The organism is Streptomyces sp. NBC_01450 (genome assembly GCF_036227505.1).
Lineage (GTDB): Bacteria > Actinomycetota > Actinomycetes > Streptomycetales > Streptomycetaceae > Streptomyces.
This window is the reverse complement of sequence record NZ_CP109480.1, coordinates 6,844,469-6,862,602: the sequence shown is the minus strand read 5'-3', so window position 1 is coordinate 6,862,602 and position 18,134 is coordinate 6,844,469. Positions and strand designations below refer to the sequence as shown.

General features: G+C 66.5%; 11 protein-coding genes and 3 rRNA genes. 6 read left to right on the top strand and 8 right to left on the bottom strand.

The genetic code is table 11. From position 1 onward, the window contains the following. Position 1: 1 nt before the first annotated feature. Positions 2–691, bottom strand: a complete 690-nt coding sequence (gene mtrA, locus OG568_RS30650; protein WP_015659998.1) for a two-component system response regulator MtrA — start codon at positions 689–691, stop codon at positions 2–4. Positions 692–699: 8 nt separating this feature from the next. Continuing rightward, positions 700–1,845: an S-methyl-5-thioribose-1-phosphate isomerase gene (gene mtnA, locus OG568_RS30645; protein ID WP_329533870.1), complete on the bottom strand. Its 1,146-nt coding sequence runs from the start codon at positions 1,843–1,845 to the stop codon at positions 700–702. Positions 1,846–1,985: 140 nt separating this feature from the next. Between mtnA and OG568_RS30640 the strand changes: the two genes are divergently transcribed. The 5 genes from OG568_RS30640 to OG568_RS30620 are packed head-to-tail and all read left to right on the top strand — an operon-like array spanning position 1,986 to position 7,584. Further along, on the top strand, positions 1,986–3,347 hold the full coding sequence (locus OG568_RS30640; RefSeq protein WP_329533869.1) for a DUF7544 domain-containing protein: 1,362 nt from the start codon (positions 1,986–1,988) through the stop codon (positions 3,345–3,347). Positions 3,348–3,351: 4 nt separating this feature from the next. After that, on the top strand, positions 3,352–4,098 hold the full coding sequence (locus tag OG568_RS30635; RefSeq protein ID WP_329533868.1) for a DUF4129 domain-containing protein: 747 nt from the start codon (positions 3,352–3,354) through the stop codon (positions 4,096–4,098). After that, complete coding sequence (locus OG568_RS30630) at positions 4,095–5,285, top strand: DUF4350 domain-containing protein (protein WP_329533867.1); 1,191 nt, start codon at positions 4,095–4,097, stop codon at positions 5,283–5,285. Before OG568_RS30635 ends, OG568_RS30630 begins: the two co-directional genes overlap by 4 nt. Continuing rightward, positions 5,285–6,274: an AAA family ATPase gene (locus OG568_RS30625; protein ID WP_329536504.1), complete on the top strand. Its 990-nt coding sequence runs from the start codon at positions 5,285–5,287 to the stop codon at positions 6,272–6,274. The genes OG568_RS30630 and OG568_RS30625 overlap by 1 nt, the downstream gene beginning before the upstream one ends. Beyond that, positions 6,274–7,584: a DUF58 domain-containing protein gene (locus tag OG568_RS30620; protein ID WP_329533866.1), complete on the top strand. Its 1,311-nt coding sequence runs from the start codon at positions 6,274–6,276 to the stop codon at positions 7,582–7,584. Before OG568_RS30625 ends, OG568_RS30620 begins: the two co-directional genes overlap by 1 nt. A 108-nt stretch (positions 7,585–7,692) precedes the next feature. Here the strand turns inward: OG568_RS30620 and rrf are convergent. From rrf to OG568_RS30600, 4 genes are all read right to left on the bottom strand, one after another. Next, positions 7,693–7,809: ribosomal RNA gene (gene rrf / locus OG568_RS30615) — 5S ribosomal RNA — on the bottom strand. Positions 7,810–7,904: 95 nt separating this feature from the next. Further along, positions 7,905–11,026: ribosomal RNA gene (locus OG568_RS30610) — 23S ribosomal RNA — on the bottom strand. Positions 11,027–11,343: 317 nt separating this feature from the next. After that, a 16S ribosomal RNA gene (locus tag OG568_RS30605) occupies positions 11,344–12,869 on the bottom strand. The 16S, 23S and 5S rRNA genes sit together here, the layout of an rRNA operon. A 603-nt stretch (positions 12,870–13,472) precedes the next feature. Next, positions 13,473–14,480, bottom strand: a complete 1,008-nt coding sequence (locus OG568_RS30600) for a stage II sporulation protein M (protein WP_329533865.1) — start codon at positions 14,478–14,480, stop codon at positions 13,473–13,475. A 119-nt stretch (positions 14,481–14,599) separates the two neighbouring features. Between OG568_RS30600 and OG568_RS30595 the strand changes: the two genes are divergently transcribed. After that, positions 14,600–15,619: an RDD family protein gene (locus OG568_RS30595; protein ID WP_329533864.1), complete on the top strand. Its 1,020-nt coding sequence runs from the start codon at positions 14,600–14,602 to the stop codon at positions 15,617–15,619. A 28-nt stretch (positions 15,620–15,647) separates the two neighbouring features. Here the strand turns inward: OG568_RS30595 and OG568_RS30590 are convergent, their stop codons facing one another. Both OG568_RS30590 and ahcY read right to left on the bottom strand, forming a co-directional pair. Then, positions 15,648–16,262, bottom strand: coding sequence for a hypothetical protein (locus OG568_RS30590; RefSeq protein WP_329533863.1), 615 nt, complete (start codon positions 16,260–16,262; stop codon positions 15,648–15,650). A gap of 99 nt (positions 16,263–16,361) precedes the next feature. Next, positions 16,362–17,819 carry an adenosylhomocysteinase gene (ahcY, locus tag OG568_RS30585; RefSeq protein WP_266582781.1) on the bottom strand — a complete coding sequence of 486 codons (1,458 nt, stop codon included), beginning with the start codon at positions 17,817–17,819 and terminating at the stop codon, positions 16,362–16,364. Between the last annotated feature and the right edge of the window lie 315 nt (positions 17,820–18,134).

Genomic DNA, 18,134 nt, shown 5'->3' with positions numbered 1-18,134 from the left:
GTCAGCTCGGTCCGGCCTTGTAACCGACACCACGAACGGTCACCACGATCTCCGGCCGCTCCGGGTCCTTCTCGACCTTGGAGCGCAGCCGCTGGACATGGACGTTGACCAGACGGGTGTCCGCCGCGTGCCGGTAGCCCCACACCTGTTCGAGGAGCACCTCCCGCGTGAACACCTGCCACGGCTTGCGGGCCAGCGCCACCAGCAGATCGAACTCCAGCGGCGTCAGCGCGATCGACTGCCCGTCCCGCTTCACAGAGTGACCGGCCACATCGATCACAAGATCGCCGATGGCCAGCTGCTCGGGTGCCGGCTCCTCGGAACGGCGCAGCCGTGCCCTGATCCGGGCCACCAGCTCCTTTGGCTTGAACGGCTTCACGATGTAGTCGTCGGCACCCGACTCGAGGCCGACCACGACATCGACGGTGTCGCTCTTCGCGGTAAGCATCACGATCGGCACCCCGGACTCCGCCCTGATCAGGCGGCACACCTCGATACCGTCCCGGCCGGGAAGCATCAGGTCCAGGAGCACCAGATCGGGCTTGGTCTCACGGAAAGCGGCCAGCGCCTTGTCGCCGTCGGCTACGAAAGACGGCTCAAAACCTTCACCACGCAACACAATGCCGAGCATCTCGGCCAGTGCGGTGTCGTCATCGACGACAAGGACTCGTCCCTTCATAAACGACATCATCCCATTAACTAAATCGTTACCTGGCGTGACCTGTCACACAGCTCAGCGAGTGCCTCAGCCGTCACGGGCGACACAGCGCCCTCTTCGGTCACGATCGCCGTCACCAACTCGGGGGGCGTCACATCGAACGCCGGGTTGTACGCCTGGGTCCCCAGGGGTGCCACCGGTATCCCGCCTCCCGCTTCCACTCCCGCCACAGGCACCTGCGGTGCTGTGACCTCGGTCACTTCATGACCGGGGCGCTGCTCGACCTCGATGGATGCTCCGTCCGGGGTGTCCGGGTCCACCGTCGTCACCGGCGCCACCACGATGAACGGCACATGGTGATACCGGGCCAGCACCGCGAGCGGATAGCTCCCCACCTTGTTCGCCACCGAACCGTCGGCAGCGATCCGATCGGCCCCGATGAGCACCGCGTCCACCTCCCCCGCCGCGAACAGTGATCCCGCCGCGTTGTCCGTGAGCAAGGTGTACGCCATTCCGCTGCGCGCCGCCTCGTAAGCCGTCAGGCGAGCACCTTGCAGCAACGGACGCGTTTCGTCCACCCACAGCCTCCGCAGCTGCCCCGCCCGATGCGCCGCGAGTGCCACCGCGAAGGCCGTGCCCTCCCCACCGGACACCAACGCCCCGGTGTTGCAATGGGTCAGAATCCGGTGCCCACCTCCCGGCAGCAGCTCGTCGAGCAGCGCCAACCCGTGCCCGGCCATCCGCGCGCTCGCCGCGGCATCCTCCCGGTGCAGCGCCCGCGCCGCTTCGAGCGCCGCCCGGGCAGCCTGCCGCTGATCACCACCGCCGGAGAGCGCGGCCCGATACGCCGTCCGCGCCCGGCGCACACCGACAGCGAGGTTCACCGCGGTGGGCCGGGCGCCCGCCAGCGCCTGGGCCGCATCGTCCACGTCGAACCCGCGCGCGGCGGCGAGCGCGACCCCGTACGCCCCGGCGATGCCCAGCAACGGCGCCCCTCGTACGGCCAGCGTGCGGATCGCCTCCACCAGCGCGGGAGCGTCCGTGCACACCAGCTCAACTTCCTCGGCCGGCAACCGTGTCTGGTCGAGAAGGACCAGCACCGGCCCTTCGGGGGGCTCGTCCCAGCGGATCGCCGGTATCTCCAGTGGCCCCTCGTCCTCGCGGAATTGCGCGTTCTGATCAGCCATCCGCCCAGTCTGCCCCGTAGCAGGCGGACAATTGAAGATGTCCACCCCATACGGGGGCCGGTCCCATGCCGGGCACACCGTGGCACGATGGCTGCCAACCTGCCGCCGCGACCGCGGACGGGCACCGTGAAGGAGCGACGATGAAAGACACTCCGGGCTGGGCCTCGCCCGGATCTGCCCCCTCCGACGGGCAGGAGCCGGACAACTCCGGCGCCGCCGAGCCCCCGGAGCAGCCCGCGGACCAAGGTGGCACGAACCATCCGGAGCCGCCCTCGAAGTGGTCCAAGGAGCAGCCCCCGCCCGGCCAGTGGTCCGCTCCCAGCCCACAGGGCCCCGGCCAGGCCCCGCCGCCACCACCCCCCGGCCCCGGCTGGGGCGGCCAGCGGCCTCCGGGCACGGGTGGCCACGGAGGCCAGGGCGGTGGCTACGGCAGCTGGGGAGGCCCCGGCCCTGGCTACGGTGGCCCAGGAGGTCCCGGTGGCTGGGGCGGCAACTGGGGCGGCCCGCCGCCCGCCGCCAAACCCGGCGTGATCCCCCTGCGCCCGCTCGGCGTCGGCGAGATCCTCGACGGCGCGGTCTCCACGATGCGGACCTACTGGCGCACCGTCCTGGGCATCTCCCTCACCGTCGCCGTCGTCACCCAGATCGCGGTCATCCTGCTCCAGGGCCTCGTCCTGGACGACAGCGCGAGCACGGACGTCCTCAACGACCCGAGCGCCACCGCCGGCGAGCTCAGCCGCGCCCTGGGCGACACCCTGCTGAGCTCCGGCGTCGTCGTGCTCATCGGCCTGCTCGGCACCATCGTCGCGACGGCCCTGCTCACCTCCGTCACCAGCCGCGCGGTGCTCGGCAAGTCGGTGACCACCTCCGAGGCCTGGCGCGACGCCAAACCCCAGCTGCCCAAGCTGTTCGGCCTCACCTTCCTGCTGCCGCTCATCGCCATCGCGATCATCACCGTCGGCACTCTTCCCGGCCTGCTCATCGCGATCGCCGGCTCGAGCGACGCGGGCACCGCGCTCGCGGTCCTCGGCGGGCTCGGCGCGAGCGTCGTCGCCCTCTGGCTGATGATCCGCTTCTCGCTCGCCTCGCCCGCCCTGATGCTGGAGAAGCAAGGCGTCCTGAAGTCGATGAGCCGCTCCGCGAAACTCGTCCGCGGCTCCTGGTGGCGAGTCTTCGGCATCCAGCTGCTCGCCACGATCATCGCCAACATCGTGGCGTCGATCGTCGTGATCCCCTTCGCCCTCATCGCCTCCGCCCTGAGCGGCGACGGCATCACCGGCTTCCTCAGCGGCGCCGGCAGCGCCGGCTGGACGTTCCTCATCGTCAGCGGAATCGGTTCGGTGATCGGAGCCATGATCACCTTCCCGATCTCCGCGGGCGTCACCGTGCTCCTCTACATCGACCAGCGCATCCGCCGCGAGGCCCTCGACCTCGACCTGGCCCGCGCCGCCGGTGTCCAGGACTACGGCTCCAGCACCCCCGGCACCACTCCGGGGAGTTGATGCGGTGAGTCCGGCGGGGGGAGTTCTCACAGCGGTACTGGCACTGCCGCACACCGGCGCCACGGCCGTACTAGCGCTGCCGCGCGGCGACGAACCACCGGTGACGATCCCGCGCGACCCCGCACGGGAGGCGGCCAAGCGGGAGCTGTCCAAGCGGATGTACCACGAGAACGACCCCAGCCCGGTGCAACGCGCCCTGAACGCCTTCTGGGACTGGGTCGACAAACTGTTCGGCGCCGCCTCCACCGCGACTCCCGGGGGCGCGCTCGGACTTGTCGTCATCGTGGTGGCGGTGCTGGCTGTCGTGGCCGCCCTCTGGTGGCGCCTCGGCACCCCGCACCGCACCCCCACCTCGTCCGCCGCACTCTTCGACGACCGCCCCCGCAGCGCCGCCGAGCACCGCGCGGCCGCCGAGGCACACGCCGCCCAGGGCCACTGGAACCAAGCCGTCCAGGAACGCATGCGCGCCGTCGTGCGCTCCCTCGAGGAGCGTGCCCTGCTCGACCCACGCCCCGGCCGCACCGCGGACGAGGCCGCCGCCGAAGCCGGCCGCACGCTGCCCTCCCACACGGACCGACTGCGCGCCGCCGCCAGGGACTTCGACGAGGTCACATACGGCGGCCGGGCCGCGGGCTCCGACACATACCAACGCCTCACCGAACTCGACCGCGACATCGAGCGCACCAAGCCCGAACTCACCAGCGGCGCCCAGAGCACGGACCGCAACACCCGCCAGGGGGCCGCCTCATGACCGAGGCCACCCTCACGTCCACCTCGGCCTCGCCCACCGCCCGCCAGCTGTGGACCCGCACCCGAGGCATCGCCCTCGCCGTCGTGATCCTGCTCGCGGCCGCCGTCGCCATCGCCGTGATCCGCTCCGGCGCCCAGCACGGCCGCCTCGACCCGCGCTCCGCCGACCCCTACGGCAGCCGCGCCACCGCCGAACTCCTCGGCGACCGCGGTGTCTCCACACGCGTGGTCACCACCCTGGACGAGGCCCGCGCCGCGGCCGGCGCCGACACCACTCTCCTCGTCGCCGCCCCGGACCTGCTGACCGACCATCAGCAGTCCAGCCTTCGCGCGGCGACCAAGAACTCCGGCGGCCGTACGATCCTGATCGCCCCGGACTCGCCTTCCCTGGGCACCCTCGCCCCCGGAGTCACCGCCGATCCCGCGATCAGCTTCGACTCGACGCTCTCCCCCGACTGCGACCTGCCCGCCGCCCGTCGCGCGGGCAGCGCCGACACCGGCGGCATCCGCTACAGCACCAGCGCCCGTGACGCCGATGTCTGCTACCCCAGCGACGGCCTCCCCACCCTGCTGCGCATCCCCGCAGCCACCGGGAACGGCGACACCGTCGTCATCGGAGCCCCCGACATCCTCTACAACAACCGTCTCGACAAGCAGGGCAACGCCTCGCTCGCCCTCCAACTGCTCGGTTCCCGCCCCCACTTGGTCTGGTACCTCCCCTCGCTCTCCGACGCCTCGGCCACCGACGCGGGCAAAAAGACCTTCCTCGACCTGCTCCCCTCGGGCTGGCTCTGGGGCACCCTTCAGCTCTTCATCGCGGCAGCCCTGGCCGCCCTCTGGAGGGCACGCCGACTCGGCCCCCTCGTACCCGAACGCCTCCCCGTCGCGATCCGCGCCTCCGAAACCGTCGAAGGCCGCGCCCGCCTCTACCGCAAAGCCAACGCCCGCGACCGCGCGGCCGCCGCTCTGCGCTCCACCACCCGCACCCGACTCGCCCCCCTCATCGGCGTATCCCCCGTCCAGGCGCACGCCCCCGAAGCACTGCTCCCCGCTCTGTCAGCCCGCCTCTCCGGCGACGGACAGGCCCTGCACGCCCTCCTCTTCGGCCCGCCGCCCAGCGACGACGCGGCCCTCATCTCCCTCGCCGACCAACTCGACGCCCTCGAAAGAGAGGTACGCCGTTCATGATGGACCCGACCACTGACAACGCCGGGTACACCGGGGATCCGGGCACCGCCCGCTCCTCTCTGGAAGCCCTGCGCGCCGAGATCGCCAAAGCCGTGGTCGGCCAGGACCCCGCCGTGACCGGCCTCGTCGTCGCCCTCCTCTGCCGCGGACACGTTCTACTAGAAGGAGTCCCCGGAGTCGCCAAAACGTTGCTCGTCCGCGCGCTCGCATCCGCGCTCGAACTCGACACCAAGCGCGTCCAGTTCACTCCCGACCTGATGCCGAGCGACATCACCGGCTCTCTCGTCTACGACGCACGCACCGCCGAGTTCTCGTTCCAGCCCGGCCCGGTCTTCACGAACCTCCTGTTGGCCGACGAGATCAACCGCACCCCGCCCAAGACCCAGTCGTCCCTCCTCGAAGCGATGGAGGAACGTCAAGTCACGGTCGACGGCACCCCCCGCCCGCTCCCGGAGCCCTTCCTGGTCGCCGCGACCCAGAACCCGGTCGAGTACGAGGGAACGTATCCTCTGCCCGAGGCCCAACTGGACCGCTTCCTCCTGAAACTGACGATCCCTCTGCCGTCCCGTCAGGACGAGATCGACGTCCTCACCCGGCACGCCGAGGGCTTCAACCCGCGCGACCTGCGCGCCGCCGGTCTACGCCCCGTGGCGGGCCCGGCCGACCTGGAAGCCGCCCGCGCCGCCGTGGCCAAGACATCGGTCTCCCCCGAAATCACCGGCTACGTCGTCGACATCTGTCGCGCCACCCGCGAATCGCCGTCCCTCACCCTCGGCGTCTCCCCGCGCGGCGCGACCGCCCTCCTCGCCACAGCCCGCGCCTGGGCCTGGCTGACCGGCCGTGACTACGTCATCCCCGACGACGTGAAGGCCCTGGCCCTGCCCACCCTCCGCCACCGCATCCAGCTCCGCCCCGAGGCCGAGATGGAGGGCGTGACGGCCGACTCGGTCATCAACGCGATCCTCGCCCACGTCCCCGTCCCCCGCTGATGGCACTCACCGGACGCGCCGCCCTGCTGGCGGCCCTCGGCACACTCCCCGTCGGCATCTGGGGACCGAGTTGGGCGGGCATCCTCGCCGTGAACGCTCCCCTGGCCCTGGCCTGCGCCTGCGACGCCGCCCTGGCCGCACCCGTACGCCGCCTCGGCCTGGCCCGCTCCGGCGACACCTCCGTACGCCTCGGCGAGACCGCCGATGTCACCCTGACCGTCACCAACCCCTCCGGCCGGCTCCTGCGCGCCCGCCTCCGTGACGCCTGGCCCCCCAGCAGCTGGGAGCCGGGCACCGAGGTGGCGGCCTCCCGTCACCGCCTGACGGTCCCCGCAGGCGAGCGTCGACGCCTCACCACCCACCTGCGCCCCACCCGCCGCGGTGACCGCCAGGCGGACCGCGTCACCATCCGCTCGTACGGCCCCCTCGGTCTCTTCGCCCGCCAGGGCAGCCACAAGGTCCCCTGGACGGTACGAGTCCTGCCACCCTTCACCAGCCGCAAGCACCTCCCTTCCAAACTGGCCCGCCTGCGAGAACTCGATGGCCGCACCAGCGTCCTGACCCGCGGCGAGGGCACGGAATTCGACAGCCTGCGCGAGTACGTCCCCGGCGACGACACCCGCTCCATCGACTGGCGTGCCACAGCCCGCCAGACCACGGTCGCCGTACGCACCTGGCGTCCCGAACGCGACCGCCACATCCTTCTGGTCCTCGACACAGGCCGAACCTCGGCCGGTCGCGTGGGCGACGTCCCACGCCTCGACGCTTCCATGGACGCGGCACTCCTCCTCGCCGCCCTGGCCTCCCGGGCCGGCGACCGCGTGGACCTCCTCGCGTACGACCGCCGAGTACGCGCCCTGGTTCAGGGCCGCTCAGCCGGCGACGTCCTCCCGTCCTTGGTCAACGCCATGGCGGCCCTGGAGCCGGAGCTCGTCGAAACGGACGCCCGCGGCCTCACCGCCATGGCCCTCCGTACGGCCCCTCGCCGCTCGCTGATCGTGTTGCTGACCAGCCTCGACGCGGCCCCCATCGAAGAGGGCCTGCTCCCCGTACTCTCCGGTCTCACCCATCGCCACACAGTCCTCGTGGCCTCAGTCGCCGACCCGCACATCGCGCAAATGGCGACGTCTCGGGGAAGCGCCGAGGCGGTGTACGAGGCGGCGGCCGCGGCCCAGGCCCAGACGGAACGCCATCGCACGGCCGAGCAGCTGCAGCGCCATGGAGTCACCGTCGTCGACGCGGTTCCGGACGACCTGGCGCCAGCCCTCGCGGATGCGTATCTGGCCCTCAAGGCAGCGGGACGACTGTAAACCGGCACAAAAAAGGGGCCTCTCGAACCGAGAGGCCCCAAAAAAATGACCGTGAACACAGAAAACCCCCGTACCGATATCCCGGTACGGGGGTTCCCTATAAAATTTGTTCGGCGGCGTCCTACTCTCCCACAGGGTCCCCCCTGCAGTACCATCGGCGCTGTGAGGCTTAGCTTCCGGGTTCGGAATGTAACCGGGCGTTTCCCTCACGCTATGACCACCGAAACACTATGAAACTTTTCAAACTACCGCACCATTGCCGTGGCCCGACAACGGGGTTGTTCGTGGTTTCAGAACCAACACAGTGGACGCGAGCAACTGAGGACAAGCCCTCGGCCTATTAGTACCGGTCACCTCCAGCGGTTACCCGCCTTCCAGATCCGGCCTATCAACCCAGTCGTCTACTGGGAGCCTTAACCCCTCAAGGGGGTGGGAATACTCATCTCGAAGCAGGCTTCCCGCTTAGATGCTTTCAGCGGTTATCCCTCCCGAACGTAGCCAACCAGCCATGCCCTTGGCAGGACAACTGGCACACCAGAGGTTCGTCCGTCCCGGTCCTCTCGTACTAGGGACAGCCCTTCTCAATATTCCTACGCGCACAGCGGATAGGGACCGAACTGTCTCACGACGTTCTAAACCCAGCTCGCGTACCGCTTTAATGGGCGAACAGCCCAACCCTTGGGACCGACTCCAGCCCCAGGATGCGACGAGCCGACATCGAGGTGCCAAACCATCCCGTCGATATGGACTCTTGGGGAAGATCAGCCTGTTATCCCCGGGGTACCTTTTATCCGTTGAGCGACGGCGCTTCCACAAGCCACCGCCGGATCACTAGTCCCGACTTTCGTCCCTGCTCGACCCGTCGGTCTCACAGTCAAGCTCCCTTGTGCACTTACACTCAACACCTGATTACCAACCAGGCTGAGGGAACCTTTGGGCGCCTCCGTTACTCTTTAGGAGGCAACCGCCCCAGTTAAACTACCCATCAGACACTGTCCCTGATCCGGATCACGGACCCAGGTTAGACATCCAGCACGACCAGAGTGGTATTTCAACGACGACTCCACACGGGCTGGCGCCCGCACTTCACAGTCTCCCACCTATCCTACACAAGCCGAACCGAACACCAATATCAAACTGTAGTAAAGGTCCCGGGGTCTTTCCGTCCTGCTGCGCGAAACGAGCATCTTTACTCGTAGTGCAATTTCACCGGGCCTATGGTTGAGACAGTCGAGAAGTCGTTACGCCATTCGTGCAGGTCGGAACTTACCCGACAAGGAATTTCGCTACCTTAGGATGGTTATAGTTACCACCGCCGTTTACTGGCGCTTAAGTTCTCAGCTTCGCCACCCCGAAGAGTGACTAACCGGTCCCCTTAACGTTCCAGCACCGGGCAGGCGTCAGTCCGTATACATCGCCTTACGGCTTCGCACGGACCTGTGTTTTTAGTAAACAGTCGCTTCTCGCTGGTCTCTGCGGCCACCCCCAGCTCAGAGTGCAAGACTCATCACCGGTGATGGCCCCCTTCTCCCGAAGTTACGGGGGCATTTTGCCGAGTTCCTTAACCATAGTTCACCCGAACGCCTCGGTATTCTCTACCTGACCACCTGAGTCGGTTTAGGGTACGGGCCGCCATGAAACTCGCTAGAGGCTTTTCTCGACAGCATAGGATCATCCACTTCACCACAATCGGCTCGGCATCAGGTCTCAGCCTTAATGTGTGACGGATTTACCTATCACACGGCCTACACCCTTACCCCGGGACAACCACCGCCCGGGATGGACTACCTTCCTGCGTCACCCCATCACTCACCTACTACAGGTCTGGTCCGTCGGCTCCACCACTCCCCTTTGCCCGAAGGCTCCGGGGCGGCTTCACGGACTTAGCATCGCCTGGTTCGATGTTTGACGCTTCACAGCGGGTACCGGAATATCAACCGGTTATCCATCGACTACGCCTGTCGGCCTCGCCTTAGGTCCCGACTTACCCTGGGCAGATCAGCTTGACCCAGGAACCCTTAGTCAATCGGCGCACACGTTTCTCACGTGTGTATCGCTACTCATGCCTGCATTCTCACTCGTGAACCGTCCACCACTGCCTTCCGGCGCGGCTTCACCCGGCACACGACGCTCCCCTACCCATCACAGCCTCCGTTGGGAGTATTGCTGCAATGACACGACTTCGGCGGTACGCTTGAGCCCCGCTACATTGTCGGCGCGGAATCACTAGACCAGTGAGCTATTACGCACTCTTTCAAGGGTGGCTGCTTCTAAGCCAACCTCCTGGTTGTCTCTGCGACTCCACATCCTTTCCCACTTAGCGTACGCTTAGGGGCCTTAGTCGATGCTCTGGGCTGTTTCCCTCTCGACCATGGAGCTTATCCCCCACAGTCTCACTGCCGCGCTCTCACTTACCGGCATTCGGAGTTTGGCTAAGGTCAGTAACCCGGTAGGGCCCATCGCCTATCCAGTGCTCTACCTCCGGCAAGAAACACACGACGCTGCACCTAAATGCATTTCGGGGAGAACCAGCTATCACGGAGTTTGATTGGCCTTTCACCCCTAACCACAGGTCATCCCCCAGGTTTTCAACCCTGGTGGGTTCGGTCCTCCACGACCTCTTACAGCCGCTTCAACCTGCCCATGGCTAGATCACTCCGCTTCGGGTCTTGAGCGCGCTACTAAATCGCCCTATTCGGACTCGCTTTCGCTACGGCTTCCCCACACGGGTTAACCTCGCAACACACCGCAAACTCGCAGGCTCATTCTTCAAAAGGCACGCAGTCACGACGCACTGAGTAAACTCAATGCGCGACGCTCCCACGGCTTGTAGGCACACGGTTTCAGGTACTATTTCACTCCGCTCCCGCGGTACTTTTCACCATTCCCTCACGGTACTATCCGCTATCGGTCACCAGGGAATATTTAGGCTTAGCGGGTGGTCCCGCCAGATTCACACGGGATTTCTCGGGCCCCGTGCTACTTGGGTGTTTCTCAAACGAGCCGTTGACGTTTCGACTACGGGGGTCTTACCCTCTACGCCGGACCTTTCGCATGTCCTTCGCCTACATCAACGGTTTCTGACTCGTCTCACGGCCGGCAGACCGTGAAAGAGAAATCCCACAACCCCACATACGCAACCCCTGCCGGGTCTCACACGCATATGGTTTGGCCTCATCCAGTTTCGCTCGCCACTACTCCCGGAATCACGGTTGTTTTCTCTTCCTGCGGGTACTGAGATGTTTCACTTCCCCGCGTTCCCTCCACTTGCCCTATGTGTTCAGGCAAGGGTGACAGCCCATGACGACTGCCGGGTTTCCCCATTCGGAAACCCCCGGATCAAAGCCTGGTTGACGACTCCCCGGGGACTATCGTGGCCTCCCACGTCCTTCATCGGTTCCTGGTGCCAAGGCATCCACCGTGCGCCCTTAAAAACTTGGCCACAGATGCTCGCGTCCACTGTGCAGTTCTCAAACAACGACCAACCACCCATCACCCCGAACCTTCCGGTTCGAGTGCACTGGGGCCGGCACTGAAGGCAGCCAACAATCGGCCGTACCTTCAGACACCCAACAGCGTGCCCGGCATCCCCGCCACCCATGATCAGCTTTCCACGCCCCGAAGAGCAGTACTCACAGCCTGAGATGACCGAAAATGCCGAATAATCAACGTTCCACCCATGAGCAACCACCGTCGAACATTTGCCGACGTAATGGCCCTGGACCACCGGGCAAGCCCGGCAGCCTAGATGCTCCTTAGAAAGGAGGTGATCCAGCCGCACCTTCCGGTACGGCTACCTTGTTACGACTTCGTCCCAATCGCCAGTCCCACCTTCGACAGCTCCCTCCCACAAGGGGTTGGGCCACCGGCTTCGGGTGTTACCGACTTTCGTGACGTGACGGGCGGTGTGTACAAGGCCCGGGAACGTATTCACCGCAGCAATGCTGATCTGCGATTACTAGCAACTCCGACTTCATGGGGTCGAGTTGCAGACCCCAATCCGAACTGAGACAGGCTTTTTGAGATTCGCTCCGCCTCACGGCTTCGCAGCTCATTGTACCTGCCATTGTAGCACGTGTGCAGCCCAAGACATAAGGGGCATGATGACTTGACGTCGTCCCCACCTTCCTCCGAGTTGACCCCGGCAGTCTCCTGTGAGTCCCCATCACCCCGAAGGGCATGCTGGCAACACAGAACAAGGGTTGCGCTCGTTGCGGGACTTAACCCAACATCTCACGACACGAGCTGACGACAGCCATGCACCACCTGTACACCGACCACAAGGGGGCGACCATCTCTGGCCGTTTCCGGTGTATGTCAAGCCTTGGTAAGGTTCTTCGCGTTGCGTCGAATTAAGCCACATGCTCCGCTGCTTGTGCGGGCCCCCGTCAATTCCTTTGAGTTTTAGCCTTGCGGCCGTACTCCCCAGGCGGGGAACTTAATGCGTTAGCTGCGGCACCGACGACGTGGAATGTCGCCAACACCTAGTTCCCACCGTTTACGGCGTGGACTACCAGGGTATCTAATCCTGTTCGCTCCCCACGCTTTCGCTCCTCAGCGTCAGTAATGGCCCAGAGATCCGCCTTCGCCACCGGTGTTCCTCCTGATATCTGCGCATTTCACCGCTACACCAGGAATTCCGATCTCCCCTACCACACTCTAGCTAGCCCGTATCGAATGCAGACCCGGGGTTAAGCCCCGGGCTTTCACACCCGACGTGACAAGCCGCCTACGAGCTCTTTACGCCCAATAATTCCGGACAACGCTTGCGCCCTACGTATTACCGCGGCTGCTGGCACGTAGTTAGCCGGCGCTTCTTCTGCAGGTACCGTCACTCTCGCTTCTTCCCTGCTGAAAGAGGTTTACAACCCGAAGGCCGTCATCCCTCACGCGGCGTCGCTGCATCAGGCTTTCGCCCATTGTGCAATATTCCCCACTGCTGCCTCCCGTAGGAGTCTGGGCCGTGTCTCAGTCCCAGTGTGGCCGGTCGCCCTCTCAGGCCGGCTACCCGTCGTCGCCTTGGTGAGCCACTACCTCACCAACAAGCTGATAGGCCGCGGGCTCATCCTTCACCGCCGGAGCTTTTAACCCACCCAGATGCCCAGGCAGGTATTATCCGGTATTAGACCCCGTTTCCAGGGCTTGTCCCAGAGTGAAGGGCAGATTGCCCACGTGTTACTCACCCGTTCGCCACTAATCCACCCCGAAGGGCTTCATCGTTCGACTTGCATGTGTTAAGCACGCCGCCAGCGTTCGTCCTGAGCCAGGATCAAACTCTCCGTGAATGTTTTCCCGTAATCGGGACGACACCACGAGAGCGGAACCAGGAAGAGGAATAATCCCCCCGGTTCACAGCGTCCTCGCTGTGCGCCTACCAGGCAGTGCCCGGCAGGACTTTTTCAAAGGAACCTCGCCCCAGCCGATCGGCCGGAGACGGGGTATCAACATATCTGGCGTTGATTTTTGGCACGCTGTTGAGTTCTCAAGGAACGGACGCTTCCTTTGTACTCACCCTCTCGGGCTTTCCTCCGGGCGCTTCCCTTCGGTGTTTCCAACCTTACCAGATCCGTTTTCCGTTCCGTTTCCGGTCGGAATTCATTTCCGGTGGCCGTTGGAGGGCCTTTGCCTTTTCGATTGCCTTGCGGCTCTCTTTCGGCGAGTCCGACTTTATCAGAAGTTTTTGACCGGCCTTACCGGCCACTCAGTCCTGAATAATCGGGAGGTGCTTCTCGGAATCGTCTTCACGAGAAGCTGACAGATGCTCACTGTCACCGTCTGGACTTGTCCAGCTCTAGGCAACTGTTCGAATCTACCTCCCCACCGGCTCCGTGTCAACGGCTCCTGTGGGGCGAAGAGGAGACTAGCAGGTCAACGGGGGTAAACGCACATCAGGCGGCCGTCGGAAGAGTCGCGCTGCGCTCGGACTCGTCGACGTCACCGGTGTCGCCGGCCCGTACGGCGCGACCGCCCAGGACATAGACGTACGTGAGAAAGGCCAGTTCAGCGACGATTCCTATGCCGACACGGGCCCAGGTGGGGAGACCGGACGGGGTGACGAACCCTTCGATGGCGCCCGAGACGAAGAGGATCAGCGCCAGCCCTATCGCCATGCCGAGCGCGGCGCGGCCCTCTTCGGCGAGTGCCGTGCGGCGCGAGCGGGGGCCCGGGTCGATCAGGGTCCATCCCAGCCGCAGACCGGTGCCCGCGGCAACGAAGACGGCGGTCAGTTCCAGGAGGCCGTGCGGAAGGATCAAGCCCAGAAAAGTGTCGAGTCGGCCCGCCGACGACATCAGGCCAATGCCCACGCCGAGGTTGAGCATGTTCTGGAAGAGGATCCAGAGGACCGGTAGCCCCAGGAAGACGCCCAGGACCAGGCACATCGCGGCGGCCTGAGCGTTGTTCGTCCACACCTGGGCCGCGAAGGACGCGGCCGGGTGGCTCGAGTAGTAGGTCTCGTACTCGCCGCCCGGACGTGTGAGCTGGCGCAGTTCGCTGGGGGCCGCGATCGAGGACTGGACCTCGGGGTGCGTGCCTATCCACCACCCCAGGACGACACCGACCAGGGTCGACACGAGCGCGGTGGGGACCCACCAGTGGCGCGAGCGGTATACCGCCGCGGGGAAACCGTGCGTGAGGAAGCGGGTGACATCGCGCCAGGAGGCGCGGCGGGTGCCTGTCACCGCGCCACGCGCGCGTGCCACCAGTTGGCTCAGGCGACCGGTGAGCTGCGGATCCGGGGCACTGGACTGGATCAGGGAGAGGTGTGTGGCCGTACGTTGATACAAGGCGACGAGTTCGTCGGCTTCGGCTCCGGTGAGCCGGCGTTGGCGGCGCAGCAGGGCGTCGAGACGGTCCCACTCGGCGCGGTGGGCGGACACGAAGACGTCGAGGTCCATCGGTTCTGCTGCTCCTCGTCCTCTCGTACTGCGTGTCAGCTTGTCGTACTGCGGCGCGATGCGCCCTCAGCTTGGCAGACTGACCACTCTCAAGGCAGGTCAGGGGAAGGACGGCGAGCGTGAGTGAGCTAGTGACGGGCGAGGCGGTGGCGCTGGAGTTGCGCCCCGCGAAACTGCCGAGCCGGGCGCTGGCCGTGCTGCTCGATCTGGTCGTGTCGATGACCGCCTATCTGGTCGTCACCATCGGCCTGCTGGCTGCGACGGCGGCCTTGGACGACGCGGCGCGGATCGCGGTGTCGATCGCGAGCTTCCTTCTGCTTCTGGTGGGCGGGCCGATCGCGGTCGAGACGCTCAGCCACGGCCGTTCGCTGGGGAAGCTGGCCTTCGGGCTGCGGGTGGTGCGGGACGACGGGGGGCCGATCCGGTTCCGGCACGCGTTGGTGCGTGGTGCGATCGGTGTGGTCGAGATTCTGATGACGTTCGGGATCATCGCCTGCATCGCGTCGCTCGTGTCGGCTCGGGGGCGACGGCTCGGTGACGTCTTCGCGGGGACCCTGGTCGTGCGGGAGCGGATTCCGGTCGGACGTACGGCCTTCGTGCCCCCGCCGCCGCCCTGGCTGGCGGGACGGTTCTCCGGCCTTGATCTGTCGGCCGTGCCGGACGGGCTGTGGCTGGCCATTCGCCAGTACCTGACGCGGATGCAGCAGCTGGATCCTCAGGTCGGCGGTGCGATGGCGGAGCGGCTCGCGTCCGATCTTGCCGCCCGTACGGGGTCTCCGGCGCCGCAGGGTGTTCCGGCGGCCGCGTATCTGGCGGCCGTGGTGCAGGAACGACAGGCGCGCGACGCTCGACGGGCCTTCGGCGGCGGGACCGCTCCGGCGGTGCACGGGGGCCCGGCTGGGCTCGTCGCCGGGATGCCCGGCGCGGGCGGTGGCCCGGTCGCGCGGCAACCGGAGGCTTACGCCTATCCACCGGCGGCTCCCTCGTCACCGGCGGCGGGCGACTCGTATCCCTCGGTCTCCGCGGCCCCGGAGCACCCGGCAGCGTCGGCGCAGCAGGCGCCGCCGCCCGCAGCGCCTGCTGCGCCGCGGGACGTGCCGGTCGAACGCCCCGCGACCGGGTTCGCGCCGCCCGCCTGAACCTGTTCCGAACCGTGCCACGGCGTCGTCAGGCGAAGACCGACGGCGGGGATTCGAGGTGCTCGAGCTCTATGCCGGGCGCTGTCAGGACCACGTCTCCCGCGAGGTGCACGGCGTGCTGCTCCCCTGTGTCCAGGGCTGTGACCTGGTATTCGTCCACGGTCAGGGGGCCGTTGTCAGTGGCGTGTGTTTCTCTCGAGATCAAGGCCCAGGACTGGTCGACGGTGCGGGGGGCGAGGACCGGGTCGGTGAAGGCGACGAGGCGTACGCGGGTCGCGGAGGCATCGGGGGTGAGGCGCAGGAGACGGGCGGTGGCGATGAGGAACGCGGGAGACGTGCCGGTGAAGGCGTGGGCGCGGACATTGCCTTCGGTGGCCTCGGTGCCGGTGGGATCGGTGCGGACCCAGGTGACGCCGTCGAGTGCGGCGCCGCGCACCTGCCAGCTCGCGGCGTGCAGTTCGAGACGGATGGGGCGGCCGAGCTCGTCGAGGGCCAGATCGACGGAGCCGGCGTGATCCCCGGAGGGGGTGGTCAGTTGGGAGACATAGCGCCAGCCGGAGGGGCCGGGCGCGCAGTGGAAGTGTTCTTCCGCGAGGGGGGTGTGATCGTGCGGATCATGGAGCGAATATCGACCGCGGGGCATGGGCGTTCAGGTCCTCATCGGGGACAGGCCCCCGCCGCGAGGGCAGGGGCCTGCTGACATCCGTGTGCCGAGCGGTGGTACCGCTGCTCGGCGGGGTGCTCAGTAGCGGTAGTGGTCCGACTTGTACGGGCCCTCGACCTCTACGCCGATGTAGGCGGCCTGCTCCGGGCGGAGCGTGGTGAGCTTGACGCCGAGGGCGTCGAGGTGGAGACGGGCGACCTTCTCGTCGAGGTGCTTGGGCAGCACGTAGACGTCGATCGGGTACTCCTCGGGCTTGGTGTACAGCTCGATCTGGGCCAGGGTCTGGTCCGCGAACGAGTTGGACATCACGAACGAGGGGTGGCCGGTGGCGTTGCCCAGGTTCAGCAGGCGGCCCTCGGACAGGACGATGATCACCTTGCCGTCGGGGAACGTCCAGGTGTGGACCTGCGGCTTGACCTCGTCCTTGACGATGCCCGGGATCTGCGCGAGGCCGGCCATGTCGATCTCGTTGTCGAAGTGGCCGATGTTGCCCACGATCGCCTGGTGCTTCATCTTGGCCATGTCCGTGGCCATGATGATGTCCTTGTTGCCGGTCGTGGTGACGAAGATGTCGGCCTTGTCGATGACCTCGTCGAGGGTCGTGACCTGGTAGCCGTCCATCGCCGCCTGCAGCGCGCAGATCGGGTCGATCTCGGTGATGATCACCCGGGCGCCCTGGCCGCGCAGGGACTCCGCGCAGCCCTTGCCCACGTCGCCGTAGCCGCAGACGACGGCGGTCTTGCCGCCGATCAGGACGTCGGTGGCGCGGTTGATGCCGTCGATCAGGGAGTGGCGGCAGCCGTACTTGTTGTCGAACTTCGACTTGGTGACGGCGTCGTTCACGTTGATCGCCGGGAACAGGAGGGTGCCGTCGCGGTGCATCTCGTACAGACGGTGCACGCCCGTCGTGGTCTCCTCGGTCACGCCGCGGATCTCCGAGGCGAGCTGGGTCCACTTCTGCGAGCCGTCGGTGATGGTGCGGTTGAGGAGTTCGAGGACGACGCGGTGCTCCTCGTTCTCGGCGGTGTCGACCGAGGGGACCTTGCCGTCCTTCTCGTACTTGACGCCGTTGTGCACGAGGAGGGTGGCGTCACCGCCGTCGTCCAGGATCATGTTCGGGCCGCCGGTGGGGGTGTTCGGCCAGGTCAGAGCCTGCTCCGTGCACCACCAGTACTCCTCCAGGGTCTCGCCCTTCCAGGCGAAGACCGGGACGCCCTGCGGGTTGTCGGGCGTGCCGTTCGGGCCGACCGCGATGGCGGCGGCGGCGTGGTCCTGGGTGGAGAAGATGTTGCAGGAGGCCCAGCGGACCTCGGCGCCGAGGGCGACCAGGGTCTCGATGAGGACGGCGGTCTGCACCGTCATGTGCAGGGAGCCGGTGACGCGGGCGCCCGCGAGGGGCTGCGCGGCGGCGTACTCCTTGCGGATCGACATCAGGCCGGGCATCTCGTGCTCGGCGAGGGTGATCTCCTTGCGGCCGAACTCGGCCAGGGAGAGGTCGGCGACCTTGAAGTCCTGTCGGTTGTCGACAGTCGTCATTGCGAGCTGCTCCTCGTGGTCTGGATTGGGGCGAGGTGGATACGGCTGTCTGCGCGGCGCCGGCATACGCATGCCTCAGCAGGGCACGGATATGCCCCGCAACAGGGCACAGGCGTGCCTGATGCGCGCAGCGCAGTCCGTCGGAGGCCCTCTCTCCCTCGGCCGGTCCGCGGTGGGACCGCCCGACCGCCATCAGCAGCGACGTCTGGCTCAGTCACCAAGCTACACCGGTCGCCCCGGGCCTCCCCAGCCCGGCTCCGGCCAAGGCGCGTTCCGGACAAGGTCTCGGACGGGCTCGAACGGCGTCGAGGGGCG